20 protein-coding genes, 1 tRNA gene and 1 pseudogene are annotated in these 22,683 nt (G+C 57.2%); 9 read left to right on the top strand and 13 right to left on the bottom strand.

The annotated features are described in order from the left end of the window. The first annotated feature begins 57 nt into the window (after positions 1-57). The 5 genes from LB462_RS18490 (at position 58) to LB462_RS18470 (ending at position 2,996) form a co-directional block, all read left to right on the top strand. A complete protein-coding gene (locus tag LB462_RS18490; RefSeq protein WP_224511033.1) occupies positions 58-219 on the top strand; it encodes a histidine kinase in 162 nt (53 codons plus the stop codon). Between the two features lie 4 nt (positions 220-223). Then, positions 224-1,150, top strand: a complete 927-nt coding sequence (gene xerD / locus LB462_RS18485) for a site-specific tyrosine recombinase XerD (RefSeq protein WP_224511032.1) — start codon at positions 224-226, stop codon at positions 1,148-1,150. Positions 1,151-1,191: 41 nt separating this feature from the next. After that, positions 1,192-1,698: a hypothetical protein gene (locus LB462_RS18480; protein WP_224511029.1), complete on the top strand. Its 507-nt coding sequence runs from the start codon at positions 1,192-1,194 to the stop codon at positions 1,696-1,698. 140 nt (positions 1,699-1,838) lie between these two features. After that, entirely contained in the window at positions 1,839-2,792 is a 954-nt protein-coding gene (locus LB462_RS18475; RefSeq protein ID WP_112523587.1) for an acetyl-CoA carboxylase carboxyltransferase subunit alpha, read from the top strand. A 127-nt stretch (positions 2,793-2,919) separates the two neighbouring features. Continuing rightward, a tRNA-Arg gene (locus LB462_RS18470) sits at positions 2,920-2,996 on the top strand. 921 nt (positions 2,997-3,917) lie between these two features. Here the strand turns inward: LB462_RS18470 and LB462_RS18465 are convergent. The 5 genes from LB462_RS18465 to LB462_RS18445 are packed head-to-tail and all read right to left on the bottom strand — an operon-like array spanning position 3,918 to position 8,877. Then, complete coding sequence (locus tag LB462_RS18465) at positions 3,918-4,532, bottom strand: DJ-1/PfpI family protein (protein ID WP_224511027.1); 615 nt, start codon at positions 4,530-4,532, stop codon at positions 3,918-3,920. 55 nt (positions 4,533-4,587) lie between these two features. After that, the gene (locus tag LB462_RS18460) at positions 4,588-5,538 is read right to left on the bottom strand and encodes a substrate-binding domain-containing protein (RefSeq protein ID WP_224511018.1); all 951 of its coding nucleotides are present in this window, start codon (positions 5,536-5,538) and stop codon (positions 4,588-4,590) included. 57 nt (positions 5,539-5,595) lie between these two features. Continuing rightward, positions 5,596-6,579, bottom strand: coding sequence for an ABC transporter permease (locus tag LB462_RS18455; protein ID WP_370637225.1), 984 nt, complete (start codon positions 6,577-6,579; stop codon positions 5,596-5,598). A gap of 5 nt (positions 6,580-6,584) precedes the next feature. Continuing rightward, positions 6,585-8,165: a sugar ABC transporter ATP-binding protein gene (locus LB462_RS18450; protein ID WP_224511014.1), complete on the bottom strand. Its 1,581-nt coding sequence runs from the start codon at positions 8,163-8,165 to the stop codon at positions 6,585-6,587. A gap of 10 nt (positions 8,166-8,175) precedes the next feature. Then, a complete protein-coding gene (locus LB462_RS18445; RefSeq protein WP_224511012.1) occupies positions 8,176-8,877 on the bottom strand; it encodes a GntR family transcriptional regulator in 702 nt (233 codons plus the stop codon). 491 nt (positions 8,878-9,368) lie between these two features. On the opposite strand from LB462_RS18445, the gene LB462_RS18440 reads away from it, so the two are divergent. The 4 genes from LB462_RS18440 (at position 9,369) to LB462_RS18425 (ending at position 13,452) form a co-directional block, all read left to right on the top strand. After that, entirely contained in the window at positions 9,369-10,595 is a 1,227-nt protein-coding gene (locus tag LB462_RS18440) for an iron-containing alcohol dehydrogenase (RefSeq protein ID WP_224511010.1), read from the top strand. A 15-nt stretch (positions 10,596-10,610) separates the two neighbouring features. Then, on the top strand, positions 10,611-12,098 hold the full coding sequence (locus tag LB462_RS18435) for an NAD-dependent succinate-semialdehyde dehydrogenase (RefSeq protein WP_224511009.1): 1,488 nt from the start codon (positions 10,611-10,613) through the stop codon (positions 12,096-12,098). A gap of 16 nt (positions 12,099-12,114) precedes the next feature. Beyond that, the gene (locus tag LB462_RS18430) at positions 12,115-12,936 is read left to right on the top strand and encodes an alpha/beta hydrolase (RefSeq protein WP_224511007.1); all 822 of its coding nucleotides are present in this window, start codon (positions 12,115-12,117) and stop codon (positions 12,934-12,936) included. 210 nt (positions 12,937-13,146) lie between these two features. Then, the gene (locus tag LB462_RS18425; RefSeq protein ID WP_224511006.1) at positions 13,147-13,452 is read left to right on the top strand and encodes a hypothetical protein; all 306 of its coding nucleotides are present in this window, start codon (positions 13,147-13,149) and stop codon (positions 13,450-13,452) included. Between the two features lie 137 nt (positions 13,453-13,589). On the opposite strand, the gene LB462_RS18420 is transcribed toward LB462_RS18425, so the two are convergent. From LB462_RS18420 to LB462_RS18385, 8 genes and pseudogenes are all read right to left on the bottom strand, one after another. Beyond that, positions 13,590-13,895, bottom strand: coding sequence for a DUF488 domain-containing protein (locus LB462_RS18420; RefSeq protein WP_224511005.1), 306 nt, complete (start codon positions 13,893-13,895; stop codon positions 13,590-13,592). Positions 13,896-13,930: 35 nt separating this feature from the next. Further along, positions 13,931-15,556: a GMC family oxidoreductase gene (locus LB462_RS18415; protein WP_224511004.1), complete on the bottom strand. Its 1,626-nt coding sequence runs from the start codon at positions 15,554-15,556 to the stop codon at positions 13,931-13,933. Continuing rightward, positions 15,553-17,082, bottom strand: a complete 1,530-nt coding sequence (locus tag LB462_RS18410; protein WP_224511003.1) for an FGGY-family carbohydrate kinase — start codon at positions 17,080-17,082, stop codon at positions 15,553-15,555. The genes LB462_RS18415 and LB462_RS18410 overlap by 4 nt, the downstream gene beginning before the upstream one ends. Before the next feature lie 31 nt (positions 17,083-17,113). Continuing rightward, entirely contained in the window at positions 17,114-17,956 is an 843-nt protein-coding gene (locus LB462_RS18405; RefSeq protein WP_224511002.1) for a class I fructose-bisphosphate aldolase, read from the bottom strand. Beyond that, positions 17,929-19,673: pseudogene (locus LB462_RS18400) on the bottom strand (glycerol-3-phosphate dehydrogenase/oxidase). Before LB462_RS18400 ends, LB462_RS18405 begins: the two are co-directional and overlap by 28 nt. Before the next feature lie 11 nt (positions 19,674-19,684). Then, complete coding sequence (locus LB462_RS18395) at positions 19,685-20,680, bottom strand: aldo/keto reductase (protein ID WP_224511000.1); 996 nt, start codon at positions 20,678-20,680, stop codon at positions 19,685-19,687. Next, positions 20,677-21,687: a sugar-binding transcriptional regulator gene (locus LB462_RS18390; protein ID WP_224510998.1), complete on the bottom strand. Its 1,011-nt coding sequence runs from the start codon at positions 21,685-21,687 to the stop codon at positions 20,677-20,679. The genes LB462_RS18395 and LB462_RS18390 overlap by 4 nt, the downstream gene beginning before the upstream one ends. A gap of 1 nt (position 21,688) precedes the next feature. Further along, entirely contained in the window at positions 21,689-22,678 is a 990-nt protein-coding gene (locus tag LB462_RS18385) for an ABC transporter permease (protein WP_106716035.1), read from the bottom strand. Positions 22,679-22,683 lie beyond the last annotated feature (5 nt).

Here is a 22,683-nt window from a genome sequence, read left to right as displayed (position 1 = left end):
GAGCTGCAGGATTATGGAACCAAGCACCCGATCCGACAAAGGCGATTCAAACAGAAAATGCCGACGCTGACACGATTGATCATCATTCTCGCGATTCTCGCGGGGCTCGTCTATGCCGTCATGGTTGGGTTGGTGACTTTCGTGCATCCGACGCAGACGGAAATGACCATTCGTATTCCCTCGGAAAAACTTAATCCGAAACCTGATACCCCGAAATAAGCCGATGCGAGCAGCAGCAGCCATAGAGACCTTCCTTGAAATGATGAGCGCCGAACGTGGCGCCGCACAAAACACATTGGATTCGTATCGCAGGGATCTGGAAGATGCTGCGGGGTTCAGCGTTGCAACAGGTATCCAATTGACCTTTGCGGAGCCCGGAACAATACGGTCTTATCTCGACGACATTGCTGGACGGGGCTACGCAGCAACCTCTCAGGCGCGGCGGCTTTCGGCCCTGCGCCAGTTCTTTCGCTTTCTCTACATGGAGAATATTCGCACCGACGATCCCACCAGCACGCTGGACACGCCAAAAAAGGACCGCGCCCTGCCAAAAATCCTGAGCGAGTCGGATGTGGAAAAACTGCTTTCCCGCGCTGAGGAAGAGACTCTAGACGCAAAATCATCTGGTGCCGTTCATCTTCAGGCGCTGCGACTGCATGCGTTGCTCGAAATTCTTTATGCAACGGGCCTGCGTGTTTCTGAACTCGTTGGTCTCCCGGTGACGGTCGCGCGCTCCGACAATCGCTTCCTCATGGTTCGCGGCAAAGGTTCGAAAGATCGTGTCGTCCCTTTATCAGGCAAGGCACGCGACGCAATGGCAAAATATCTGGCGGTGCGTGACGCATTGCCTAATCTCTCCGCCAGTGTCTCGCTGTTCCCCGCCATATCGGAAAGCGGCTTTCTGGCACGACAGGTGTTCGCACGGGAACTGAAAGGGCTTGCCGCGCGAGCGGGCCTCAAAACATCGGCGATATCGCCCCATGTTTTGCGCCATGCCTTTGCCAGCCATCTCTTGCAAAACGGCGCGGACCTGCGTGCTGTGCAACAATTGCTCGGCCATTCGGATATTTCGACCACGCAAATTTACACACATGTGATGGAAGAGCGGCTGCATCAGCTTGTCACGGAGCATCACCCTCTGGCAGACTAAATGCTGGCTCACCGATGGAGTGGACCCAGCAAACTGGCGGAATGGCCATGTGGCAGCTGTTGAAGAGATTGTTTTACAGATCAGAGTCATCGTCTGTCGAACCCGACAGCGAAGTGATCCACTTTGACGAAACGGGATTCCGCCGCTCCAGCCATTTGACCCGCACGATGAATTGGCGGCAAAACTGGCGCTGGGATGAAGTAACCGCGTTTGGATTTGACTTCTCGCCTTCCATGTTTCCCGATCCCTGGTTCGGCGACGTCATGGAGGGCCGCTGGTTCTTTGCCGTAACCAGCGAAAGCGGACCGGAACACATCTATTTTGACCAGACTTGGCTCAACATCGATCACCTGCCACCAGTTCTCCTGCAAAATTTGCCAGGACTTGATCTAGACGAAGTGCGGCAGGGGCTGATCGCAGCAGCTGGCGGCTTTCACAACTATGCAGGTGAAGGCAGATGGATTGGCTGGAAGCGCAGCAAGACCCCAAAGCGCGCGAGGCGCTCAAACTCCGCCAAGCCGGTGAAACGCAAGAGTCCCGCAAAATAAACCACCATCCCTTTGCCGCAATTCCCTCTATAACGTGCGCCGCCAACGCATGATCTCAGCCTTGCTTCCTTGACATGCGCCTCGGCAACAGCCAGTTAGGTCGTGAAAAATCCACCGTTTTGCAGGCAGACCCCTCGTCCATGTATAACTACCTTGACTTTGAAAAGCCGGTTGCTGATCTCGACGGCAAGATTCTCGAGTTGAAAAAACTTGCCGAGGAAGGCGATGCTCTCGACACCAACGAAGAGATCATCCGGTTGGAAAAAAGGTCCGCCGAGGCGTTGCGCGATCTTTACCGCAAGCTAACCCCCTGGCAGAAGGCGCAGATTGCACGTCATCCAGACCGCCCTCACTGTGTGGATTATATCTCCAAGCTCTTCACCGATTTCACGCCGCTTGCAGGTGACCGCAACTATGCGGACGATGATGCTGTCCAGGCCGGTCTCGCCCGCTTCAATGGTCAAGCCGTCGCCGTTATCGGACAGGAGAAGGGCAACGACACCAAGACACGCCTCAAACACAATTTCGGCATGGCCATGCCCGAAGGCTATCGCAAGGCCGTGCGCATCATGGATCTGGCCGACCGTTTCAACTTGCCGGTGATTACGCTCGTCGATACAGCGGGTGCCTTTCCGGGGATCGCGGCGGAAGAGCGCGGACAAGCGGAGGCCATTGCCCGTTCGACTGCCGCTTGCCTCAATCTGAAAGTGCCGATCGTCTCGGTTATCATCGGAGAAGGCGGGTCCGGCGGAGCCATAGCGATTGCCACGGCCAACCGTGTCTACATGCTCGAACATTCGATCTACTCGGTGATTTCACCGGAGGGCGCAGCGTCCATTCTCTGGCACGATTCCACCCGGGCTAAAGATGCCGCAACTTCGATGCGTATCACCGCACAGGATCTTTACGAATTGAAGATCATCGACGGCATCATTCCCGAACCCATGGGCGGCGCGCACCGCGGCAAGGATGCAGCGATCGAGGCAACGGGCAACATTATCAACGTCGCTCTCAAATCCATGGGCAATATGGATCGTGACATGCTTAGACAGGACCGGCGCGATAAATATCTGGCCATCGGCCGTAGTCTTTAGCCTCCAAAGAAACCGCAGCCTGCAATTCATCTGAAAATAGTTGAGGTTTTTTGAGCGAAGCTGCTTGCAATTCATAGCTCAACCGATTACCAACCGCGCTGCGCAGACTAACGCGCATTTGTGGCACGCGCCCGTAGCTCAGCTGGATAGAGCACCAGACTACGAATCTGGGGGTCAGAGGTTCGAATCCTTTCGGGCGCGCCATAAACTCACTGAAATCATTAAGCGATTTGAATCAGCGGAAAATCACCGCTGGAGCATTTTGTCTTCGAGGTAACGTCTCAGGTAACATTTGACTATCCGAAGGGCGGGAATCGCGAATGCGTGAATCTGAGATTCAACGCAAAGGCGCGCCGTCAACGCGCTCCGTAAACAATCAGCATCCACAGAAGAAACGTCGGAAACAGGATGTTGAATGCTCCAAAGGCCATGCCGAACCAATACATTTTCGGATTGTTTACCCTGCTGTATTCAGCGTCCCGGCCAAACCAAATTTCTGAATGCCACGCTTTCGTTAACATCGGAACGAAGACGTAGATCGCATACGCGAAGTAGCAGACAAAAAAGAGCGAAACGAGCATTTCTATCCCCAAGCGATGGCACAGTCACTTGTAACGCTCTGGCCATGAATTGTTCAATTATTGGTTGCTCGAACAAGTCTATGCCGAGCCATATTTTACGTAACAAGAGACCACTTCGACGGTCTTTCTATCTCAGGTTGGCTTTCTTCGAACCTCAATGGGAGAAAGTTTCGGCCCATCTAAAGCGCCTGAAGTCACACTACTGAAGAGTGAGCTTGAGGCAGCCGCTGCCCGCGTTGCGGAGCCTAGTGGAAGAACATCTTTCCGCTCTGGCATGAGAGCGGTCAGCTTCTGCCGCTGAAAGTCGCCAAGAGTTCCTGGATCGCCGAAGCTGGTCACTCCGAGCCGGTACTCAGCAGCACTCTGGTGCGTGCTGGCCTCAACGCGTATTAGTGCCTAAAACGTTGCCACCCGAGTGAGGCAATAAGCCTTGTCGAATACTATTGGAAAAACCCCAACTGTTCAAAACAGTGTCAAACAAAGGGCCGGATGGCCTCCCATTTTGGATGGCCATCCGCTGTTCCTCGTGAATTCCAGCAAGCTGTCACGCAGCTTTCGCAACGTCTTCACTGTGGTGGATTTCCGTTCCCAGCACCTTGAGGCATTCCCTGATAAAGGCTGCCAGTGCAGTCCAACCCTTGGCGGATACCATCGTGCCATCAACATAGGCTTCTGTCGGCGACAGATCGATGTAAGTGCCGCCTGCAAGCGTCACCTCCGGCTCGCACGCGCCCAGCGCGCCTACTTTTTTGCCGCGTACGACCCCATCCACCGCAATAAGAATCTGCACGCCGTGGCAAATCGTAAAGATTGGTTTCTGCTTATCATGAAAGTGCCGGACGATCGCCTGCACGCGCTTGTCGGTCCGGATATATTCAGGGCCGCGGCCGCCCGCAGCGTAGACGGCATGATATTGGTCTAGCTGCGCCTCGGCCTCCGAGAAAGTCTTGTTGATAGTAAAGTTGTGACCGAGCTTTTCGGTATAGGTCTGATCTCCTTCGAAGTCATGCAGCGACGTCTTGATCAGGTCGCCTGCGTTCTTGTCGGGACAGATTACATGCACCGTGTGTCCAACGGCCTCCATCGCCTGTTGATAGACGAAAATTTCATATTCCTCGGTGAACTCACCGGTCAGCATCAGTATCTTCTTGCCTGGCATGATTTGGCTCCTCTTGGATAGGTTGAGGCGGCGAGTGCCGCCCCAGATTGAATGATCAGAACGGTGAATCCGGAAAGTAATACTCCTTGGCGTTCTCCTGGGTGATGAGCGGGGCATCAAGTTTTACCGTCCCGCGCACAGGCGCCTGACCGACGATATTAGCAACAGTCATGTAGATTGCCGTCTTGATCATGGCCGGTGGATAAGGGGTCTCCACGGGTGTCATTGCATCGCCGTCGATAACCTTCTTGACGATGTCCTTCATGCCGTTACCGCCAAGCGCCAATTTGATGTCCTTGCGTCCCGATTGTTTCACGGCCTCGAGCACGCCGAGAAGCATGTCGTCGTCATTGGCCCACACTGCGTCAATGTGCGGGTATTTTGCGAGATAGTCCTGCATTAATTTGAAGGCTTCATCGCTGTTCCAGTTCGCATACTGTATATCCAATACCTTCAGATCGGTGTCTTGGATCGCATCCTGGAAGCCCTTGATACGTTCGTCATCGATGACGGTCGGGATGCCACGCAGGACGACGAGATTGCCCTTTCCGCCAAGTTTGTCGATCATGAACTTCGCGGTGTTTCTTCCCACGGCGATATTGTCACCCGCGAGGTAAAGGTCCTGGATCGATGGGTCATTCAGACCCCGGTCGACAACGGTGATGAAAGTGCCGGCGTCCTTGACGGCCTTGACGGGCGTCGTCAGTTCCTCAGAGGTATATGGCAAAATCACCAGCGCGTCGAGCTTGCGCGCTGCCGAGAGATCCTCCAAGGCGCTCACCTGAGCCGTCGCTGATGGTGAAGTCTTCACGATGACTTCAACATTCGGAAAGGCGGCGTTGATTTCCTTGGCGGCAGCCTGTGCATGATAGACGATGCCGGCCGTCCAGCCGTGGTCAGCTGCCGGTATCGATACCGCAACGACCTTTTTGTCGGCGGCCACTGCTTGGCCGGCGATCAGTAGTGCACCCACGGCGGCAGCCGCGATCCATTTCGTAGTAGACATTCTTTCCTCCCAGCATTTGGACTCAACAATTATGAACCCGCGCGGTCCGGACGCGGATTATTTCGAAAACCTCTGGATAAGCATGGCAATGATGATGATAACGCCTTGGACACCGGCGACGAGATATTCCGAGACGAAGTCGGACAACACCATCAGGTTGGCAATGAGTTCAAGAATGACGGCACCCGCCACTGTGCCCCAGACATGGCCCTTGCCTCCACGCAGAGCCGTTCCGCCGATAACAACCGCGGTAATAACCTGGAGCTCCCAAAGTACCCCCGTGGTCGGCGTTGCGGCGCCGAGGCGAGGCACATAGCAAATCGCCGCGATAGCGACACACGCGCCCTGAATGGTGTAGGCGATCGTGCGTGTCTTGATTATCGAAATGCCTGAGTAGCGCGCGACATCCTCGTTAGCCCCTACAGCCGCGCATTTTCTTCCGTACTTCATCTTGTAAAGAATGAAGGAGGCGACTGCAGCGACTGCCACCGAGATGATGATCGGCAGCGGTATCCCTGCAAACGTGCCAAAGTAAACGGGGCGATAGGCGTCGCGAAGGCTGCGATCGATAGGGATTGAGCCCCCGTCGGACATGTAGGTAATCAGCGCCCTGAAGATGCCCATCGTGCCGAGCGTGGCAATAAATGGCTCGATCCTGCCGATTGTAACTATCAGGCCGTTCATCAGCCCACAAAAAAGGCCGACGACAATGGCCACCATCATTCCGGCCGGGATTGCCATCATACCCCAGTCCGGTGCCATCCTGTTCATGAACAGGATGGTTATCCCGGTAATGAAGGCGGCCATTGATCCGACCGAAAGATCCAATCCTCCACATGAGATCACGAATGTCGCCCCAACGGCGATGATGGCAATGAAAGCGCTTCTGGTGATGACATTGCCGAGGTTTGTTGCCGAAAGAAAATCGGGATTTATCAGAAACCCGATCAGCATCAGCACGATGAGAGCGACAAAGGGGCCCACATCTGTCCAGCCGATATTCCATTCCCGTTCAGGCCGGATCGCCGTCGAATTCACCATAATTGTCATTTTCTTCCTCCCACGTTGCCGTCGGCCGCGGCGTCGCTTATCGCCAGAAGCGCTACATTATGTTCCGTCATAGCGTCGCCCGAGACCTCTCCTCTTAGGCGTCCTTCCCGCATCACCAGGATCCGATCGCAGATACCTATCAACTCCTGCATTTCCGAAGAGATGACGATGCACGCCTTCCCTTCAGCCACGAGGCTTTGAATGAAGGCGTAGATCTGGGCCTTGTTAGCGATATCGATACCCCGCGTCGGCTCGTCGATGACAACGACGGATGGAGTGGTGAGCAGGACCTTGGCAAGCAGCAGTTTCTGCTGGTTGCCGCCGGAAAGCTGTCCGGCCTTCACCCCGAAGCTCTTGAGCCGGATGTCATACTGTTCGACCGCGGTCCTCAAGGCATCCTGCTCACGCGATCGCCGCAGAAAAATGCCCGGGTGAAAGCGGGTTAGTGCCGAAAGCGTCAGATTGGGCGCCAGCCGTTCGTGAAGCAAAAGACCTTTCCCCTTGCGGTCCTCCGTGAGGTAGCCAATACCGGCATCGAGCACCGCGCGAGGCGAACGGATATTGATCGGCTTGCCTTCGAGTTCGACGGTGCCGGTTGCCGGACGCAGCCCCATGATGCCCTCGAAGAGCTCGGTGCGGCCGGCGCCGATCATTCCGGCGAAACCGAGAATCTCTGATTTGTGAGCCTGGAACGAGATGTTTTTGGCGAACCCTGGAACAGACAGGTCGCGCACCGTTAACATCGCCTCGCCTGCGGCTTTGGTGCGCTTTTCCGGATAGAGGGCAGCGAGATCTCGGCCGACCATGAGGCGCGCCATATCCATCTGGCTGAGAGTTCGACCGGGATAGGTCCCGATTTTTTTGCCGTCACGCAGAACCGTCACCTTGTCGGCCAGCCGCTGCACCTCATCGAGACGATGACTGATGTATAGGACTGCTGCGCCCTGCTCCTTCAGCTGCAGAATAATGGCAAGCAGTCTTTCGACCTCTTCCCCCGTGAGGACAGCGGTCGGCTCGTCGAAGATGACGATCCTGTAGTCGTCCAGAAGCGCGCGTGCAATCTGGACAAGTTGTCGATCCGCCAGCGCGATGTTTCGCACAAGAGCGTTCGGTGACACCAGACAACCGAGTTCGGCAAGTTTTTCCGTCGCAAGACGCCGCATCGTCCGGTCATCGACGACCCCATTTCGCATCAACTCGCGGCCAAGAAACAGATTTTCCGCGACAGTCAGTGCTTCGGCCAGCAAAATTTCTTGGTGGACAAGGGCAATGCCGGCATCTTGGGCCTGCTCAGGCTTGGCAAACCGAACATGCTCACCATTAAGCGCCAGTGTTCCGGCGGTCGGCTCGATATAGCCTGACAAAAGCCGCATGAACGTCGATTTGCCCGCCCCGTTTTCGCCGATGATCGCATGGATCTCGCCCGGCAATATATCGAGCGTAACGTCAGACAACACCGTGACCGGTCCGTATTGTTTGGAGACACCTTCGGCACGCAGGAGAGAGTGGCGAAGGGGATCGGCTTTTTGCGCCACAACCCTCTCCCCCTCTCTTTCGATGCTTAAGACACTGGACATCTTCAGGTCCTTACTCGAATGCCGGTAGCAGCCGGTCGCGCGAACGCTCGAGGTGGATCCGCATCGCCCTCTCGGCCTCAGCAGCGTCACCTGCCGCGAATGCGGCGAGCAACGCTTCGTGTTCGTCCAGCGCTTCCTCTGTCACGCGAGAATGAAACATCAAGCGGAAGATGTGGAAGTGCGTATGCTGGTGGTTGAGCGTCTCCCGGATGAGCTCGTTTCCGGCAAACTCCATAATCTTGTCATGAAACAAAGCGTCTTGCCTTGCGAACGTGGAGTAGCGAAGCCGCTCGTCGGCATCTTCGCGACGTCCCATCACCCCCGCGGCCGTCTGAAGAGCCGCAAGCTTTTCCGTATCCATCGCGGCGGCGGCCCGCGCAGCACTGTCCGGTTCCAAGAGAAGGCGGAGTTGGTAAAGTTCGTCAAACCTCCGCCGGGCGATTTGTGGTGCCGCGCTGTATCCAATCAAATGGGTCTTTACGACCAATCCCTCACCTTCGAGGCGGCCAAGCGCTTCCCGAATAGGTGTTTGCGAAACATTCAACTCTCTAACCAGATTGTCGACTGTAATGCGTGATCCAGGCGCTATTTTCAAGGACATCAACTGGGCGAAGATCGCGTCGTAAACGCTACCTGACAAGCTGTTGGCACGCTGAATAAACCCGCTCGGATCCGGCGCATCGGTGAGATTCATTGAATTTCGGATTTGCATTTTTTGCCTCTTGACATCACCCATCGCTAACACGATGCTGAGCGATATGCAATACTATATCCTATAGGATTTTATATCGGAGAGCTTTTGCGGTGGAAAATATGGGTTTATTGCCCCTCAAAGTTTCGGGAGGACACACCTTTGTAAGCAACGGCTCGTTCTGTTTTGAGCGAGATCGTATCCAACGTGTCTGCGTGTTACGGAGCTTGCAGATTCACCGCTGGTTCAAATCGCCCAATGCTGGAGGCCAAGCAGTCGCACAACGCAACAAGCTTGACGCAATCCAGATCTGCATCCGACCCGAGGGATCGGTCTGGCCTGATCTGATCACGCGCTTGGCTTCAAAGACCGCAGCGCTCAACCCTGCTCCGCTGCGGCGGGTCCAATCCCCTCGCTTAAGCAATGTGAGATGACTTCAAACTCAGCCCGCGTCGAAGACAACCTTCGCGCTCGGCATCTTTCGATAAATTCTCTGCCAAAGGACATTGACGATGACCCTCTTTGCCGCCATCCGGCTTCCAAAAGAAATCCTGTTCGGCAAGGGACAGCGCCACGCTTTGCCTACCGTCGCCGCGCGACTTGGCAGGCGGGCTCTGATATGCACGGATGAGCGGTTCGCAGGAACCCCGGTGTTCAGCGAGATCCTGACCGCCCTAAGGAATGCGTCAATTGAAACCATGGTGCACGACCGGGTCCTTCCGGACGTTCCGCGCGATTCTGTCGCTGTTTGCGTGGAGGAAGCGCGATCTTTCGCGCCAGATATGGTGATCGGCATCGGCGGCGGAAGTTGTCTGGACATGGCGAAATGTGCCGCGCTTCTTTTGAGCCACGGCGGCAGTCTTCAGGATTATTACGGGGAATTCAAGGTGCCAGGCCCGACGTTGCCTGTCATCGCCGTTCCGACGACGGCGGGAACCGGGTCCGAAGTCACACCGGTTGCGGTGATATCTGACCCCGACAGGACACTCAAGGTCGGCATATCCAGTCCCTATCTGATTGCCGCAGCTGCTATCTGCGACCCCGAGCTGACAATGTCGTGTCCGCCAGGACTAACCGCCATCGCTGGAGCCGATGCCCTCACACATGCGATCGAGGCCTTCACTGCTAAACGACGCGGTGCCGATCCCAACTTGGCGCAAAACCACGTCTTCATCGGCAAGAGCGCACTGACGGATCATTTCGCTTTGCTCGCCATCACCCTCCTTGGCCGCAGTCTGGAAGCGGCTTACAGGGACGGCTCCGACGAAAATGCCAGGGCCGATGTGATGATGGGAGCATTAGCGGCAGGCTGTGCATTTGGCACCGCAGGGACTGCAGCTGCCCACGCCATTCAATACCCGGCGGGCGCCTTGACCCATACCGCCCATGGGCTCGGTGTCGCGACTATGATGCCCTATGTAATGAACTACAACCGATCCGTCTCAGCGGCCGAAATGGCGCAGATCGGTTCTGCTCTTGGCCTCGGGCCATGGGAGGAGGATACCGAAAGAACGGCCAAGGCCGCAATTGAAGAGATCCGCAGGCTCTTTGCCGCCATCGGCATTACTGGAACGCTCGCGGAACTCGGGCTGTCCGCCGACAAGCTTGATTGGACCGCAGAGCAGGCGCTTGGCATCGATAGATTGATCAAAAACAACCCGAGATCGTTTGATCTCGATGCGATGAAGCGTCTCGTTCAAGCAGCCTACGACGGCGACCTAGCCGCTTCCGCAGTCTAAACCCCGAGGATTGAAATGACTCTTGCACAACAGATGCCTCAGCCCGATCGCCAACTGCCAAACATTCAGGCTGCCGCTCGCGGCCTTTATATCGATGGAGCTTGGCGACCTGCGCAGAATGGACGTGAGATCGACGTTATCGATCCTTCCACCGGAACCGTCCTTGCAACGGTTCCCGACGCCACCGTCGAGGATGCTCGCGCAAGCGTCGATGCGGCGTCCGCTGCCGCCCCGGCGTGGAGCGCGACTTCGCCCCGAAAACGATCCGAGATCCTGCGTCGCTGTTTTGAACTGATGACAGAGCGCGCCGAGGAACTGGCGACTCTGATTTCCATGGAGAATGGCAAGGCTCTACGTGATGCGCGCAGTGAAGTTTCCTACGCGGCCGAATTCTTTCGCTGGAATGCCGAAGAGGCCGTGCGCATTACTGGCGAGTTCGGTATCGCACCATCCGGTGCGAACCGGATCATCGTGGATTATCAACCAATAGGCATATGCCTGTTAATCACTCCATGGAATTTTCCCGCAGCGATGGCAACACGCAAGATCGCGCCTGCATTGGCGGCTGGTTGCACTGTGATCCTGAAGCCCGCCAGCGAGACGCCCCTGACGGCCTACGCGCTCGCTTCTATTTACGAGGAAGCCGGCGTTCCGCCAGGTGTCATCAACGTCCTGACGACTAGCGAGCCGTCCTCATTTGGTGCTGCGGTTCTTGCGGATCCGCGTGTAAGGAAGCTCTCATTTACAGGGTCGACTGGTGTCGGACGTCTCCTCCTTGCAGAAGCGGCCAAGCACGTCGTCTCTTGCTCGATGGAACTCGGTGGCAACGCACCGTTCATTGTGTTCGACGACGCCGACCTGGACGCTGCAATCGATGGCGCGATGGTCGCGAAGATGCGCAATGCCGGCGAGGCATGTACCGCAGCGAACCGACTTTATGTCCAGTCCGGCATTTACAACGCATTTGCAGAGGCGCTCACAAAGCGGATGGAAGCGCTCAATGTCGGCGCAGGGATCGATCCGCTGACCGAATGTGGTCCAATGATTACGCAAAAGGCGGTGGAGAAGATCGACCGACTGGTCAATGACGCGAAGGTCAAAGGCGCGCGCGTTCTCTGCGGGGGGGAGATGGCCACGCGGACTGGTTTCTTCTACCCGCCAACGGTGCTCGCGGACGTTCCGGCCGACGCCGATATGGCACACGAGGAGATTTTTGGACCCGTTGCACCTCTTTACCGTTTTGAAACGGACGAAGAGGCAATAGTTCAGGCTAACGATACCGAATATGGACTTGCCGCATACGTTTACACCCGCGACATTGCCCGGGGATTACGTGTCTCCTCCCGCCTTGAAGCCGGCATGATCGCCTTGAACCGGGGGCTAGTATCCGACCCGGCCGCACCGTTCGGCGGCGTCAAGCAAAGCGGGCTTGGCCGCGAGGGCGGTCAGCACCACGGCATTGCTGAATTCATGGAAGCCAAATATATTGCAGCGAGTTTTTAGAGCAGTGGAACGATCATTGGAAACCGACCCGTTTCGCATCCGCGCTCATGTAGAGGACTTCGACACTATCATCGCCGAGATCGTCGCCGCAAGTTCTGCCACCCGCCACACACTGCCTATGCTGGCAGATATCGCCTACGGAAGCGACGAAAGCGAAACCCTGGACATCTTCTTTCCGGAAGGACCTCGGCAAGCTCGGCCGGTACATATGTTCATCCACGGTGGCTACTGGCGGATGTTTTCCAAGCGAGACTATTCCTACGTCGCCGATACCATCACCCGCGCGGGTGCCGTTGCCGTCATCCTAGACTACGCATTGATGCCGCATGTAAGGTTAGACGTGCTGGTCGATCAGGTTCGGCGAGCCGGGCAGTGGGTGCGCGACCATATCTCGCGATATGGGGGCGATGCATCGCGGTTGACTATAAGCGGCCATTCCGCTGGCGCACACCTCGCAAGCTTTCTGTTCCAAAAGCAGGCCGAGAGTTCTGGCATTGCGGCGGCCCTGCTGCTTGGCGGTATCTACGATCTGAAACCACTGCAGCAATCTTTTCTTCAGGCGGAAATCGGCCTTACCGACCAGGAAGTCGCCGCCTTCTCGCCTTTGTCGCATTCTCATGACGTACACACAAACTTGGTTGTTGCCGTGGGCAGCGATGAAACACCACCGTTTCATCAGCAGGCGGATGCCTTCACGGCCTCTTTACAGCGACAGGGATTGAACGTTTCCAGGGAAACAATCGTAAATTCCAATCACATGAGCAGCGTCCGCGATCTCGGTCGCCACGAGACCGTAACCGGCCGGCTTTTGAGCGAACTCATCGAAAGACATTCGTGAGATATATATGGTGATCAGGCGGCTCGAAGACGATTGAGCTCAAGTACACGCAGTGGAAACCAAACTCATTGTCTTTTAACGATGTCGGACAAGCAAGTGTTGATGCCAACTCGCTCAGGATCTGGCATCGCCCTGTGAAAAAGTTTGAGTTGACCGTTTTCAATGGCGAGGCGACACTTGCAACCCGCAGCAAGTCAAGAGGAAAAAACGATGGATGAGCCAGACCGCTGGCGCCACATGGCGAGCGCGCCGAAAGACGGTAGTCGAATCCTCGTAACGATTCGTTCGTCCGAACAGGGGCAGGCAGAAGTCGACCTCGCCTATTGGTCGAATGGTGACCAATTCGGTGCCGAAGGCTGGCGCGCCTCTGATTCCTCACCGGGTCGGGTCGTCGAATATGCCGAGCCAGAATTGAAGTGCTGGATGCCGATGCCTTCGGCCGATCTCAATCGCACTTCTATGCCCTCACCCTGGGAAGGCGAAGACGCCGAGCAGCTGGACGGTTCAGGGATTTAAGAACTCGCGTCGTTGCAAAAACGGCCGATGCCGTGTTGCGTGAAATGGCCCGGCGCAATGAACCGCTTGGGCGACAAACCATGAAGCGCTAAAATCTTCAGCCGAGAAGAGGCGCTGTCCAACTGTTTCTCAGTATCTTATGCAAGAAGCGAACTTGCGTAGCGTTTGCGAATCTCGTTCCAGCGATCAGGATCGTGAGCGTACCATTTGCGGAGCTCGCTGCTGGGTGCGATCTCTTTCATCCCCAGAGACAACGCCGCATCTTTCTTCGAAACGCCTCTTGGCCAGAGACGATGGACGGGAACCCGGGTACCGTCTTCGGCGGCCGCCGCTTCATAGGCGCGCTTGAGTTTCACGTTGTCGGCGCGGATCGGCCATTTCCAGAGCGGAAGATCGAACTCGCACTCGCGCTCGATATTGGAGAAACCACCGTGTCCGTCCACCAGCCGAAGTCTTTTATTGCGACTAGGTAATGTTGTCAGTTGCCCTGAAGAATGAGATCGGCAGCTTTTTCCGCGATCATTATGACGGGGGAGTTTGTATTCCCTGAGACTATGGCTGGCATTATTGAAGCATCCACTACACGTAGTTTTTCCAGCCCGCGGACCTTAAGGCTATTATCGACCACAGCTAGATCGTCGCTGCCCATTCTGCAGGTTCCGACCGGATGAAAGATCGTTGTTGCGATGTCGCCTGCACGCTGGATCAGTTCCTCATCGCTCTGATATCTGCGGCCGGGAAGCATCTCTTCCGGCCGGTACTTCATGACGGCCTTTGCGGCCATGAGATTGCGGGCGTGACGGATGGACCTGGCGGCAAGCAGTCTGTCGCCGACCGTCGAGAGGTAATTCGGCCGGATGTCCGGCGCAACACTCGCCTCCGGCCTGGAAATATGCACGGTCCCCCGGCTTTCCGGACGGAGATTGCAGACCGAAACAGTGACGGCCGGGTAGCGGTGCAAGGGCTCGCCAAGGCGATCGGTGCTGAGCGGCTGGACGTGATATTCAAGATCGGGTGTCATTAATGCCGGATCGCTCTTCGCAAAAATGCCGAGCTGGCTCGGTGCCATCGAAAGTGGTCCGGATTGGCGGAAAAGATACTCCAATCCCATCCCGGCGCGCGAAATAAGATTGTGGTAGAGCTGGTTCAGCGTCTTCGCACCTTCGACGCGGAACACCGTGCGAATTTGCAGGTGGTCCTGAAGGTTGGCGCCGACGCCGCGAAGTTGATGAAGTGGTTCGATTTCTGCGCGAGAGAGGATTGCGGGGTCGCCAATCCCCGAAAGTTCGAGGATTTTGGGCGAGTTGATTGCTCCTGCCGAAAGGATGATTTCTCCCGCGGCAGCTGCAACGCGGGCTTTGCCCCGAAGGCCAAAGCGGACACGTGCCGCGCGCTTGCCATCGAACTCCAGGCGTTCAACCTCGGCTCCGGTGACAACGCGAAGGTTGCGCCGCTTGAGAGCCGGGCGCAGAAACGCCTTGGTCGTATTCCAGCGGAACCCACCGCGTTGATTCACCTCGAAATAGCCCGAGCCCTCATTGTCACCCGCATTAAAATCATCGGTCTTGGGAATGCCTAGTTCTTCCGCGGCATCCCGAAAAGCATCGAGGATGGGCCACGAAAGTCGCTGCCGCTCCACGCGCCACTCCCCGCCCGCACCATGCATGGAAGTGCGCCCGCGATAATTGTCTTCGGATTTCAGAAAATACGGCAGGACATCATCCCAGCCCCAGCCGGTATTACCTGCTTGCCGCCAATTGTCGTAGTCGGCGGCTTGCCCACGCATGTAGATCATTCCGTTGATCGAAGAACATCCGCCGAGGACCTTGCCGCGGGGATAGGGCAAGGAGCGGCCGTTGAGGCCCGGTTCCACCGCCGTCTTCATCATCCAGTCGGTGCGAGGGTTACCCATGCAGAAGAGATAGCCGATCGGCACATGAATCCAGTAATATCGATCGCTGCCTCCAGCCTCGAGCAGGAGAACGCGATTTCTCGGGTTCGCCGACAGCCGGTTGGCAAGGACGCAGCCCGCCGATCCCGCTCCTATGATAATGAAGTCGTAGACGCCCTCGTCGAGCGCGGCTTCATGGGCATGCGGGTTCACGCTGCCACCTCCGTCGCGGATGCTCCGCTTCCTGCCATGCGCCGCCAGATCGGCGCCATTGCATCGGCGATATCCAGATAGAGCCGGTAGCGGTGGTCATAATGGACCGAGCGCGCTGCGTCCGGCCTGTAGTGGCGGTCAGTTGAAACCATTGCCGTGGCGCCAGCCTCGAAATCGGCAAACATGCCGACGGCGGTTCCTGCGGCGATCGCCGCGCCAAGGGCGCCCGTTTGGCTCGAGCGGGCGACCGTGACGGGTACTCCCAGCACATCCGCGAAAATCTGCGGCCAGAGCAGGCTGCGCGCACCACCTCCTGACAGCACCGCTTCGTCGAACCCGGCGCCTGCAGCCCGCAGGGTCTCGATATGCTGGCGATGACCGAAGGCAACGCCTTCCAGCAGAGCACGGATCAAATGGCACTTGGTGTGCCAGCCCGCAATTCCATAGAATGCGGCCCGCGCATTGCCGTCCTGCTGCGCTCCATAGAGAAACGGATGATAGATCGGATCGTTGATCGCTGGCTGCACCGAGGAGGCAAGTTCGCAGCACACGTCGAACGGCGAGCGTCCATCCTGCTGCTTGCCGGGAAAGAATTCGCGCACGAACCATTCGAGATTGGCGGCAGATGTAGCGCTAGACTCGATCGCCATGTAACGATCGCGATCAAAGGTCGATGACATGAAGACCGGCCCCTCCAATCGGGGCTGGTCGATGATCACCTGATTGATGCTCCAGGTCCCGGCAATGATCGAGCCAGCCCCCGTGCGTGTGACGCCCGAGCCGATTGCCGAAGCGACGACGTCGAAGAACCCGCCTATGACCGGTGTGCCCACGGCGAGACCCGTTTCTGCCGCCGCCGCGCCGGTCACCGTTCCGGCTATGTCAGCACTTTCGATCAGTCGTGGCAGCATATCCATACAATCACCGAGCCCGAAGGCGGCCATCAGGTCATGATCATAGCGGCGCTCAGTGACGTTCAGCAGCCCGCAACCCGCCATGTCGGAAACTTCGCTGACGCGCTGGCCGGTGAGCCGATTGACGATAAAGTCCTTGCAGAGGAAGACCGTACCGATCCTACCGAATGTTTCCGTCCGATGGCGTTTGATCCAGGCGAGCAATGTTGGTGTCTGGGAGGGCCAGGGGCGTTGCAGGCCGATGGGATATGTACGATCGCCGACGCCTTCGGCCTGCCATTCCTCGACAAGACCGGCTGCCCTTGTATCGAGCGACTGGATGGCGAGTAGCGGCTCCCCCTGCCGGTCCAGCGCATAGAGCCCGTTGCCATGGCCCGCGCACCCGATGGCTGCGATTTCCCTCGGCTCGATGCCCGCCTGCTCGATACATGTCCGAATTACCAGCTTTGCATTTGTCCAGAGTTCACCAAGCCCACGCTCGACATGTCCTGGACACGGCATGCTGCTATGTCCCTCCTCGGCAACGGAGGCAATCTCGTTGCCCTGCCGGTCGAAGATCACCGCCTTGATGATTGTATTGCCGGCATCCAGCCCCAGAAGATATTTTCCCATTCCGAACCCCTCCTCAGGTCCTTATTCATTCTCAGCCTTGCTGATAGCGCGCGTAGGCGTCCTCGCCACTGGCATCGTCATGGATGATTGCCATGAGTCCACGCACCACGGCACCCGGGTTGGAGTGCTGGTAGATGTTGCGGCCGTAAACCATTCCCATCGCGCCCTGCCGCATCAAGGCTGCCGATTTATCGAAGACGGTGCGCAAATCTTCCTTTCCGCCGCCCCGCACCAGTACCGGGCAACGCGCTGCCTCGACTACCCGGTGAAAATCCTCTGCGTTGGTCGTGGGATCCGCCTTGACGATATCCGCGCCCATCTCGCGGGCAAGCCGGGTCAGCGTGACGATCTTGTCGGCGTCGCCATCTACCATATAGCCTCCGCGTTCGGTAACAGGCTGCATGACTAGGGGTTCAATCATCAACGGCATGCCATATTTTTCGCAATCGGCACGCACACGCGAGATGTTCTCGATGCACTGGCGGAACAGGTGAGGCTCATCCGGCAGCATAAACAGGTTCACCACCACGCAGGCAGCGTCGAGTTCGATAGCACCGACCAGCGGCTCGGCCTGATTTTGCAGAACAGCCCACATGTCGCGATGGCGGACGGGGTTATAGGGGTTGCCCATGTCGATGCGCATGACGAGAGCCGGCTTTGCCTTGCCTGCCACGTTCTGGAGAAGATCGGCCTGGCCATAGTTCATCTGGATCGCATCCGGAGCCGCGGCAACCAGCGTCCCGACCACACCTTCCATATCCTCAAGACCATCCAGGAAAGATGGTTCATTGCACACGCCGTGATCGATCGCCACGTCGAGGCAGCGCCCGTTGCCGAACAGTCGGTTCATCCGGACCTTGCGGTTGTTTCGCATATCGTACTCCTTGTTCATTGCGTGCTGTAAGTATTTCAAGGCTGACGCCATGGCGGACGGCGAGAAGATCGAGGAACCGAGACCGTTCGGCAGCCTTGAGTGCCAATGACCAGTGCTTTTCATCTGCGATGATCTCGAGGGCCACATTCGTCATATCGAGCGACAATTGTCCGCTGATCGCGAGCGTTGTTCGTCTCAGCAGGAGATCATCGAGATGTTCGACGCATTCATGGCGTATGAGGAACAGCATCTCGCGGGTGGAGTAACCGGCGACCGGCACGGGTTCGTCCGCTCCACTGGCTATGAAGCCGGCAATCGGGGCGGCTGCTGTTCCATATCGTTCGAAAAGCCCGCTTATGCGTGCTGGCGCAAGGCCCGTTGCGGAAGACGTGCGCGCTATCCAGTCTCCGGTATCCGCCGGGAAAGCGCGCCCGCCGCCAATGGGACGGTCCGCCGTCGTCAGATGGCGGGTTCTCTGCAGGCGACCTAATGCCATGTCCGCACCGAGTTCTCCAAACGAGCGAAACGTCGTCCATTTGCCGCCAATCATGCATAGCACCGCCGGAACGCCATCAGATTCGATGAAGGTGCAAAAATGATCGCGTGGGATACGCCCGGTGAACTTGTCCTTGCTGGCGGGAAGCGGCCTGACACCGGAGAACTGATAGACGATTTCCTCCGGCCGGATTTGAATATCAGGCAACACGAAGGCGAGCGATTGCAGGATATAGTCCCGTTCATCCGGGGTGCAGATAACAGTTGCCGGGTCATCGATCCGAATATCGGTGGAACCAACCAGAACCTTGCCGAGATAGGGAAACAGAATGCAGACACGGCCATCCTCATTCTCGTAGTAGATCATATGGCCATCGAGAGCCTTGGAGAGTTCGGCATTGTCGATAATCAGGTGCGAGCCCTTGGTTCCGCCCATCAGCGGCGCCGGCCGAGTTTCCGGCGAGAACAGGCGGGCATTGGCGATATCGATCCAGCCGCCCGTCGCATTGATGATGAGTGCCGGCTCGATTGCCGTCGTCGTGCCGCCAACAAGGTCCTGCACAATAAAACCCCCGGTTCCGTTGCTTCGGAGCTCAGCATAGTTGAGGGCACGTGCGCCCGGTCCCGCGGACAGCCCGTCCTGCAGCAATTCGATTCCGATGCGTTCCGGCTGCCTGACCCATGCATCGTAGTAGGTTGCCGAACTCTTTATCGCCGGATTGAGCTTGGGCCATTTGGCAAGTGTTCCCCGCCGTCCGCGAAATCGATGCCGAGGCATCAGTGCACGCTTGCGCGTCAGAAAATCATAGATGCTCAGCCCTGCCTTGATGGCGATGGCGCCACGGCGGCTGGGTTTGCGGCCGAGGCCAAGGAAGCGAACGATGCCATTTGCAAGACCGGAGAAGACATCGAAAACAGGAACCATAGTTGGCAGAGGCGCGATAAGATGCGGCGCATTTCTCAATAGCCGATCGCGCTCGACAAGCGATTCCCTCACCAGATTGAACTCTCCGTTTTCAAGATAACGCAGGCCGCCATGCACCATCCGAGACAAGGCTGAACTGGCACCGGAACAATAGTCGCTCTTCTCCACGAGCAGTACGTTGAGACCCTGAAGGGCAAGCTCACGGAATACACTGATACCGTTGATGCCGCCGCCCATGACACATACGTCCACCTTCGGACTCCGGCGAAGCCCGTCGAATATCTCTTCACGATTCATGATGCAGCCCGTTACCTGTCCATATCTGCAAGTTTCACTGCGATGGCCGCGTCGATGGCCGAAAGATCTTCTTTGCCGAGCCGGATCGCTCCGGCTTTTGCATTCTCCAGCGCCTGCTCCGGATTGCGCGCACCGCACAATGCAAACGTCACGCCTTCCTGCGCCAGCGTCCAGGCGATCACCGTCTGTGCAACGCTGGCATCATGCCTGCTGGCTACAGGCTGAATTGCTTCAGCGAACGCTAGCGCCTTCAGCCTATTGTTGACCGAAAACCGCGGATTGTCTTTGCGCTGATCATCGCCGGAAAATGTGCGGTGCGGATCGATCGTTCCCGAGAGCAGTCCCAGCGCCAGGGACGAATAGCTCAAGGTCGAAACGTCGTTCTGCCGGGCCATAGGCAGGAGGTCCTTCCCGATCTCCCGGTCGATCATGCTGAACTTTTCCTGGATAGCATCGAGCGAACCGGTTGTGATGTAGGCATCCAGTTCGGCCGCGCTGAGATTGCTTGCTCCAATTGCCCGTATCTTGCCTGAACTGCGCAGATCTTCCAGCGCCCGAACGGTTTCCTCGATCGGGGTCGTGGGGTCCTGCCAATGGGTGATGTAAAGATCGATATAATCCGTGCCTAGCCTGGTCAGGCTGGCTTCGACCTCATGGAAAATAGCATCACGTCCAAGATAGCGATGGACCGGCTTTTCGTCCTGGTCAAAGAAAAGCCTGCCTTTTTTTGTGTGCCAGACGAGACCGCATTTTGTGGCAATGACCGCTTTGTCCCGCCTCCCTTGAAGGGCTTTACCCACGATCTCCTCAGACCGTCCCAGCCCGTAAGCGGGTGCAGTATCGATCAGAGTGACCCCCGCGTCGAGGGATGCGTGAATTGCCGCGATTGACTGCTTTTCGTCCGTCCCGCCCCACATCCAGCCACCGATGGCCCACGTCCCAAGCCCGACCGCAGAGGCTTGCACGCCTGACCTGCCTATCGAACGCACCAATTGATCACCATTCATGCCAAGGCTCCTTCGACCGCCGCAATATCCAGAATCCGCTGTCCAGTCGCTTCATCTGTGACCAGCGTATCCAGGTGGTTGCCACGCATGATGCTGAGGATCGGCCGTGCTTTGTTGGGTCCGCTCGCGACACCGATCTTGCTTGGGATCGAGGCGAACTCCCGCAAGGTCAGGGAGACAAGGGAATCATTCAGGCTGTAGCCGCAAACCTGGCCCCAGTCGTCGAGCAGATGCGCCAGGAGTTCGCAACTTGCGCCTGACTGCTCTATCGATTGCCTGTCGGTACTGGAAGATGGATGCAGATCATAATAGCTTGAATCGTCGGTCAGGATCGACCCGATGCCGACAAGTGCCACCTTCGCCTCCCGTGCCCGTTTGAATACATCGGCTACCGAGCGCATATTGATCAGCATCGCACGTTCTGCAGCGCTGTCGGCAAAGAGCGGCGCGTGAATCTGATAGGCGCGACCGCCGAGCTTGTCCGCCATGGATGTCGAAACATGGTTCACGTCGGTGTAATGCTTGCCCTGAACGCATCCCGTGGCTGGAACCACTTCGACGTTGAATGAACGTTGTGCATGCAGTCCCGCAACCACGGCACTGACGCCCTTGCCGCCGGTGATGCAGATCGTGTCACCATCGGCGATCTCATCGAGAAGCAGGCGTGCCGCCGCCTCGCCCACGGCCTGAAGCGCGGTCTGCGGATTGTCGGAAACCGTTGGCACGACAACAGCCCGGTTTATCCCGCCGAGCGCCAGCAACCGCTCCTCCAGATCAATCAAGGGCTCGACCGGGGATTTGATCTTGATCTCCACAAGACCAAGCTGCCGGCCACGCTTGATCAGGCGGTTCACAGTCGGTTGCGAAACTCCGAGCTGGTCGGCGATCTGGGCCTGCGTGAGACCCTCCAGGAAATGCAGCACCAAGGCCTGATGCATTTGCCGCGCAATAACGATTTCCTCACGGGGTGCCGAGGACGGTTTTGTGTTTAGTCTGACGATCGTCATGTCAGGAAGCCTTCCGCTTGTGCAGAAAATGATCGATTGAGACGGCACCAAGCAGAATGCACCCCTTTATCATGTCCTGCCAGTAGACCGATACATTGAGCAGGACCAGAGAACTGGTCACCACCGACAACAATGCTATCCCAAGAATGGCACCAAGTATCGTCCCCGACCCGCCATTGAGCGATGCGCCACCAATGACCGCAGCGGCTATAATGTTGAGCTCCATCCCGACACCGAACGTCGGCGTAGCAGCGCCAAAACGCGACATGTAGATGACGCCGGCAAAACCCGCGAGCGTCGAGCAGAGCACGGTCACCCAGAATTTCACATGGTTTGTCCTGATGCCGGAATAGAGCGCGGCTTTCTCGTTACTGCCCGTATAGAAAACCTTGCGCAGCGCCGTTGCGCGCCTGAGCAGGAAGTCGAACAGCACGACAACGGCGACGAAGATGATGATGACATAGGGGAGACCGTGGAAACTGCCCTGCCCGACTGCCTTGAACGCGGGAGGCAGGGTAAAGAGGGAGAGCGGCGTTCCCTTGGTGATGATAAGGCACAGGCCGCGCACGATGACCATGCCGGCGAGCGACGTAATAAAGTGATTGAGCCCGACTACGGTGACGAAAAAGCCCATGACGGCGCCAATCAGCGCGCTTGCGAGAATGCCGATGAGCGAAGCGCTCCATGGATCGAGCCCCGCGAGGAACAGCGAGCCCGACAGGACCATCGCGAAACAGACGACGGAGCCTACAGCAAGGTCAATGCCGCCGACAATAAGCAGGATCGTCATCCCGACGACAACGATGCCTTCCACGGAAAAGCTCATCAGCATCGCGCGGAAGTTTCCGAGTGTCAGAAAATGCGGTGATGCAAAGCTCATGGCTATGCAAAGTGCGAGAATGATTGCGATCAGCCCTGCCTCCCGCATGGAGCCCAGTCTTTTCCATGACGGGGCCCGCACGGCCTTTGTCCCCATCGTCTCAGCCAGCATTTTCT

Source organism: Phyllobacterium chamaecytisi (assembly GCF_020164455.1).
Lineage (GTDB): Bacteria > Pseudomonadota > Alphaproteobacteria > Rhizobiales > Rhizobiaceae > Phyllobacterium > Phyllobacterium chamaecytisi.
The sequence above is the reverse complement of the archived record's forward strand: the minus strand, read 5'-3'. Positions and strand labels throughout refer to the sequence as shown.